Below are 6,114 nucleotides of genomic sequence, written 5' to 3'. Positions count from 1 at the left end.
GTTTTCCAATACGACTTGCTCGAACGGCCCGAATTCGCCGTCCCCGTCTCGACGGTGTCCTTCTTCCATACAGCTCGCCCCTTCCCGTCCGGTTACGATGAGATCGAAAGCAAAATTTTCGCGGCGGCGCTCTTGCCTTCGATCAATCGGCCAAAGCATTCCGCCCCTTCCTCCAGCGGCGCCTGCGCAGTCCACGACGCGGCGCGAATACTCCCGTCCGCGATCCATTGCAATGCCGTCTCGAAGTCGAAAGGCGTATACGCGAAGGAACCGAACATCCGGAGTTCGCTTCGAATGGCGACATTGATCGGAAGCGCGCTATTCGCTTCATGTAAGCCGATGAACGCGACGCTCCCCCCGGGCCGGGCTTGCTCGAGACAGGCGACGCGGGTCGCGTCGACGCCGACGGCGTCGACGACGGCGTCGAAGCCGCCCCTCGGCCGTTGCAGGGCAAGCTCTTCGGTCGTCTTGACCGCCGCCGCGCCGAGCTCCCTTGCGACGGCCAACCTGCTTTCGTTCAGGTCGCTGACGACGATGTGTCGGACGCCGAACCGCTGGGCGGCTTGGAGCAAGAGCAACCCGATGGGGCCGCCGCCCGCGATAAACAGACTGTCGGTCGGCTGCAGCTCCAGCAAACGGCATGCATGAATACCGCATGCCAAGGGCTCCGCGAACGCCCCGTCGTCGAATCCGACCCCGGCGCGCAGCAAATACACGTTCCGATCCGGCACGACGACGTACTCCGCGAACGCCCCCGGGGCGTGCGCCCCTAACAGTCGCCGCTCCGGGCAAAGCTGCGGCTGCCCCTTCGCGCAGAGCCTGCATCGAAGGCAGGATACCAACGGGTTGGCTGCGACGCGATCTCCCGGTCGAAGCCCTTGGACTCCCGAGCCGATCGCCGCGATCGTCCCGGCAAACTCATGGCCCATGACGAGCGGGGGAACTCGAATGGAGCTATGCCCGAGGTATCCGCTCAGCTCCGATCCGCAAATTCCCGCGTATGCCACTTGAATCAACACCTCGCCTTCGGAGGGTAGCGGTACTGGAAGCTGCCGAATATGCAGACGGCGAGGTCCTTCGTAGACAAGCGCTTTCATCATTTCTGGCACCGCGCATCCCCCTCTACAATTCCGCCAGCATGCCGCCGTCGATCACGACGCCGGAGCCGATGATAAATTTCGCTTCCTCGCTCGCAAGAAAACAAATCAGCGCCGCCACCTCGGCCGGGTGTCCGATTCGACCGAGCGGTTGAGCGTCTTTCCAGTCCTCGTTCGGAATCGCATCCGCCGCCCCGCCGAGCTCGGCCCAACGCTTCAGCATGCCCGTATCCGTCGCGCCGGGGAGCACGGCGTTCACCCGCACGCCTTGCCTAGCGTAGTCGATCGCCATGCTCTTTGTTAACGCGAGCATGCCTCCTTTCGACGCGGCGTACGCGGCATGATTGGCGATCGTCGCGTGCGCGTGCACCGACGCGACGTTCACGAACGCGCCGCCGCCGCTCGCGATCAGCTCCGGAATGCCGTATTTGCCGAGCAGGAACGCGCTGGTCAGGTTGACCCGAATCGTCTCCTCCCACTCCTCTTCCTCAAGCTCCGTTACGCTGTGAAGCGACTCGACCGCCGCGCTGTGAACGATGACGTCCAAGCGACCATAGGCTTCTACCGCCGATCGAATTAGGTGCCGCACATCCTTGCCGCTTCCCACGTTCGTTCGTACGAAGATGCCCCTGCCGCCGACTTCTTGGATCGCGGCCAGCGTCCCTTCCGCATGGGTCTGGGATCGGTTGGCGATCACGACCGCTGCGCCCTCCGAAGCTAGTCGAACGGCGGTCTCCCGGCCGATGCCGGTTCCTCCGCCGGTCACGATCGCGACTTTATGCTCGAATCTTCCGTTCATCGAAGGTTCCTCCTCTTCCGATTTACATGCGCGCCGAGCGCCGTGAACGGGCTATGGCGTCTCTGGCATCCACTTTGCGTTCGCCGGCGAAGCCGGTCTTTCGCCGCCGAGCACCCGCAAGACCTCTTCCGCCGCTTGCCGCTGCAGTCTCGGCAGCGATTCCTCCGAGTAGTACGCGCTGTGCGGCGTGATCAGCACTTGTTCCAAGCCGATCCACGGGTGGCTTCCGTCCGGCGGCTCTTGCTCCAGGACGTCGACGCACAGCGCTCCGATTTTCCCGGTCTCGATCCCGTTCGCCGCATCCTCCGTATGGATGAGTCCGCCTCGCGCGGTATTCACAATGACGACGCCGTCCTTCATCTTGGCGAGGGAACGTTCGTTGATCAGATGTTTCGTGCCGTCGGTCAGAGGAACGTGCAGGGACAGAAAATCGCTCTCTCCGAACAACTCGTCCAGATCCGCCGATCGAACGCCCGCGGAATCGAACGCACCGGCCGGCGCCCAAGGATCGTAGGCGATCACATGCATGTCGAAGGCTTGCGCCCGCTTCGCCACCTGTCGCGCGATCCGGCCGAAGCCCGCGAGTCCGAGCGTCTTGCCCGCAAGGCATTGGATCGGCCGATAGTCCAAGAAGTCCCACTTGCCTTCGTGTACGCTCCGATTGCTCGGAATCAGCTTTCTTGCGGCCGCGAGCAGGAAGGAGAAGGCGTGATCGGCGACTTCGTTGATGCAATAGAACGGAACGTTGCACACCCAAATGCCGTACCTTGCCGCAGCCTCCAGATCGACATTGTCGACGCCGATGCCGTAGCGCAAGATCACCTTGCATTGAGGCAGGCGCGACAAGGTTTCCTCGGTAATCTTCGTGTATTGTACGAACAAGGCTACTGCATCGCCGGCGACGCGGGCGATGTCCTGCGGATCCGTCGCTTCGATCTCGGTCAATTCTACCCCTACGGAGGCAAGCATCTGCCGCTCTTGATCGAGATTCGGAAAATCGTGCGGCAACGCGTAAGCTTTCATGGACATCCCCCTCGTTATCGGTTTGCGCGCTTGCGGACGAGTTCGGCGGGAACGATTGCGTGCAGGTCGTCGACCCAGCGAAGCGACGTATTCGGGATCGCATAGCCGAGGCTGAAGTCGCAGCCGCCTCCGCGGCGGATCACCTTGACGACAATCCGATTGAAGCCTTTCCGAAGCCGCACGGCGAAGTCATGATTGTACGGCATCCAATACCATGGCTCCCTGCTTTCGCCCACGATCTCGCCGTTCAGCCATAGGCGGAACCCGTCGTTATTGCCGATCATGATCCGAACTTCCCGCTCTTCCGCGATGTCGAGATCCTGGACGAGATACAGACAGGCCGGCCCCTTCGTCCCCATCCAGTCGTCGATCGGCAGCTTATGCTCCGCCCAAAATCGCAACGCGCCGCCTTGCACGTCGGCGAATCCCGCCGATTCCTCGATATATTCGCGATCCAGACTGACGAAATTGTTGAAGTGTTCGGGCCCCCTCGGCCGCGCAAGCCTGCGCTCCTTCGGGTCGTAATACGATTTCGCGCCCGGAACCGTCGTGTCGTACAAATCCCAGAACGGACCGATGACGCGGAACGGCTGTCCGGCCGCCAGTCCGACGATCTTTTCCTTCCTTTCGGCGCTCTTGGCATCTGTCCATACCGCTCGAAGCTTGACGGAGGAACTCATACGGCTTACTTCGTCGTCGAAGCGTACGCGAACCGGCAACGTCAGACTCTCCCCCGCCATGATTCGGAATTCGAACGCATTCGGACTGACCGTACACCGTTCCGGAGACTCGATGCGCAGCATGCCCTCCGCCTCGCCGAATTCCCCTCGGTGGCTCAGGACGAACATCATCTCCTTCGTCTCGCCGGGAATCAGCTCCGGATTACCGAGATAATCCGCCGAAATGTCGATCCCCGCTTTCGGAGGTTCGACCGGAATGCGATCCGAGCCGAGATCGGCCGGCGCGCCTTCGATTCGAATTTTCGGATTGATCGACCGCGACATGGCCACGCCGACGCGGCATGTATCCGTCGCCAAATCGGAGATGCGATCCGTCGGGCGCCGCACATCGATGCCGACGACGAACGTATCTTTCGCCGTGGCTCGCCAACGATCCGGTATGGCCGCCGTCCCGCCGATCAATCCCAGAATCGCCCCTGCCGTCGCGCACGTGCAATCCGTATCGTAGCCGCTGTTTAACGCGATCAGCTGCGTCGCGCCGAAATCCTTCTCGCCGTATAGCAAAGCAAGGATCGTTAACCCCAAATTTTGCACCGCCTTGGAAGCGTCCGGATCGCCGAAGCGGGCCAGCATGGCCGCCCTTGCCGCGCCCCAATCGACCCCGTCCCGATAGTTCGCGCGGACGAATTCGATGCAGGCCGCCAGTTCGCTCCCCTCGGGGATGCGAGTCAGACCGAAGTCTAACAGCTTCTCGAGATCGGACTCGAAGAACGCTTCCGCTTCCATCGCCGCCAGCAGCTGTTCCGCCCACACCGATTCCGTGTCGTGATCGAGCGTACCGTCTTTATAGGCGTATTCCATAGCGAGCTCGGGATTCCCGATAGCCGTCATGCCCCAGATTTCCGACCGAATCGGGCAACCCATCGAACGGCGAAAGAACTGGTTGTTATACCACCCCGACGTCGGCGGTGCGATGCCTCGCTCGAAATTGTGAAGAAAATAGCCGTATTCGTTAAAGGGGTACCAACAATGCTTCTCCCATGCTTCGGCCAAATCGCCGCTCGTCAGATGCACGCCCTTCGTCTCCAGCACCTGAAGCCATAAGAGCTGCAAATCCAAATCGTCGTTCGGCGGGATGTCGTCGGGAAACACCTCGGACTCCTTCAAATCCATTAGATATTTGTTGTTTTCTACAGCCGCGCCGATGTTTCCGCCGATGCATTTCCCGATCCAGCCTGCATACACCTTGTCGTAATACTCCGAATACGAAATCGTCCTCACATTGAACCTTCTCCCTTATGCCCCGTGATGTAGCGATTATAAACCAGCCTTGCGAAGAAACAGGGGGTGAATCCGTCATCCGTTCGGGTAAATCCGGTACAACTTTGGCTTGCAGGGCTCCTCGTCGCACTGTACATTGAAGGAGAAGCCGCAGCCTGCGGAGAGAGGAGTTTTGGCATGAAACCGACCTTCCAGTACATGCGGAATCGATTCATCGACGAATCCGAACGCATTTTCCTGATCGAAAGCGCTATGAACGACGGCGCCGTGCCTCATAACCATCAATTTTTCGAGATTGTTTATATCCGCTGCGGCAAGGGGCTCCACCTCCTCAACGACGCGACGTTCCAAGTGTCTTCAGGCGACTTGTTCGTCATCAAGCCGGAAGATACGCACGCCATTCTCCCGTTGACGGACAGTCGGCAACCGTTCGAATGGGTGAATGTCCTCTTTCTGCCGGAATTTATCGATTTCGATATCGCTCCGCTGGCTTCCAAACAGAAATACTTGGGAACGGACGGCTTCGAAGTCGACTTTATCCTTCGAACGATGTATAGAGAGTTTAAAGAAAAGCAATACGGTTATTTAGAGAAGCTGAGGGGCTATCTTTCCGTTCTTCTGACGGAGATGGTGAGGCTGACCGGACAAGGAATGGAGAAGACGGACTACGGAGATATTCGCAAACGCGAACTCGTCAAGCAAGCGGCGGCTTGGGTCAAGGAGGAGTTTCAGCAACCGATCCGACTCGAAGAGGCCGCTTCCCGGCTCGGCATCAGCGCGAGTTACCTTAGCAAATTGTTCCGGCAGCGGTTCGGCATCAGCTTCGTACAATTCTTAAACCGATACCGACTTGAGGTGAGTTGCGGCCTGCTGCAGACGACTCGCACTCCGATTCGACATATCGCGCTGGATTGCGGCTTTAGCGACGAAAAGTACTATCGACTTTATTTTCAACGTTTGATGGGAATGTCGCCGGGGGCATACCGGAGGAAATATTCGACGAAAGCATTAGAGACTTAAAGCAGTCCGCCCGAGACGATCCCCTTAAAGATGGCCCTTCCTGGGCGTACAAAACAAAAAAAGCCCCTTACATGTGAAGTGCACCCCTTATAGTGGACATTGGATAAACACCCTGTGTTTAAAACCGATGAATACTATAGGGGGTGCTTCTCGTTATGGCAAAAAAGGGACAGAAGTTTGAATCGTATAGCTTTGAGTTGAAGAAGCAAGCCAT

Annotated in this window: 5 protein-coding genes; 1 reads left to right on the top strand and 4 read right to left on the bottom strand. The window is 59.0% G+C overall.

Annotation, left to right across the window (positions count from 1 at the left end; translation table 11 throughout):
• Positions 1–92: 92 nt before the first annotated feature.
• The 4 genes from VEZ38_RS03510 to VEZ38_RS03495 are packed head-to-tail and all read right to left on the bottom strand — an operon-like array spanning position 93 to position 4,880.
• Entirely contained in the window at positions 93–1,100 is a 1,008-nt protein-coding gene (locus tag VEZ38_RS03510; protein WP_324891963.1) for an alcohol dehydrogenase catalytic domain-containing protein, read from the bottom strand.
• A 22-nt stretch (positions 1,101–1,122) separates the two neighbouring features.
• Positions 1,123–1,896 carry a glucose 1-dehydrogenase gene (locus VEZ38_RS03505; protein WP_324891962.1) on the bottom strand — a complete coding sequence of 258 codons (774 nt, stop codon included), beginning with the start codon at positions 1,894–1,896 and terminating at the stop codon, positions 1,123–1,125.
• A gap of 51 nt (positions 1,897–1,947) precedes the next feature.
• The gene (locus tag VEZ38_RS03500; protein ID WP_324891961.1) at positions 1,948–2,919 is read right to left on the bottom strand and encodes a C-terminal binding protein; all 972 of its coding nucleotides are present in this window, start codon (positions 2,917–2,919) and stop codon (positions 1,948–1,950) included.
• Positions 2,920–2,933: 14 nt separating this feature from the next.
• The gene (locus VEZ38_RS03495; protein WP_324891960.1) at positions 2,934–4,880 is read right to left on the bottom strand and encodes an ADP-ribosylglycohydrolase family protein; all 1,947 of its coding nucleotides are present in this window, start codon (positions 4,878–4,880) and stop codon (positions 2,934–2,936) included.
• A gap of 177 nt (positions 4,881–5,057) precedes the next feature.
• On the opposite strand from VEZ38_RS03495, the gene VEZ38_RS03490 reads away from it, so the two are divergent.
• Entirely contained in the window at positions 5,058–5,900 is an 843-nt protein-coding gene (locus VEZ38_RS03490; protein WP_324891959.1) for an AraC family transcriptional regulator, read from the top strand.
• Positions 5,901–6,114 lie beyond the last annotated feature (214 nt).

The sequence above is a fragment of the Paenibacillus sp. genome (assembly GCF_035645235.1).
Lineage (GTDB): Bacteria > Bacillota > Bacilli > Paenibacillales > YIM-B00363 > Paenibacillus_AE.
Note: the sequence above shows the minus strand (reverse complement) of the source record. Positions and strands in the feature narration are given on the sequence as shown.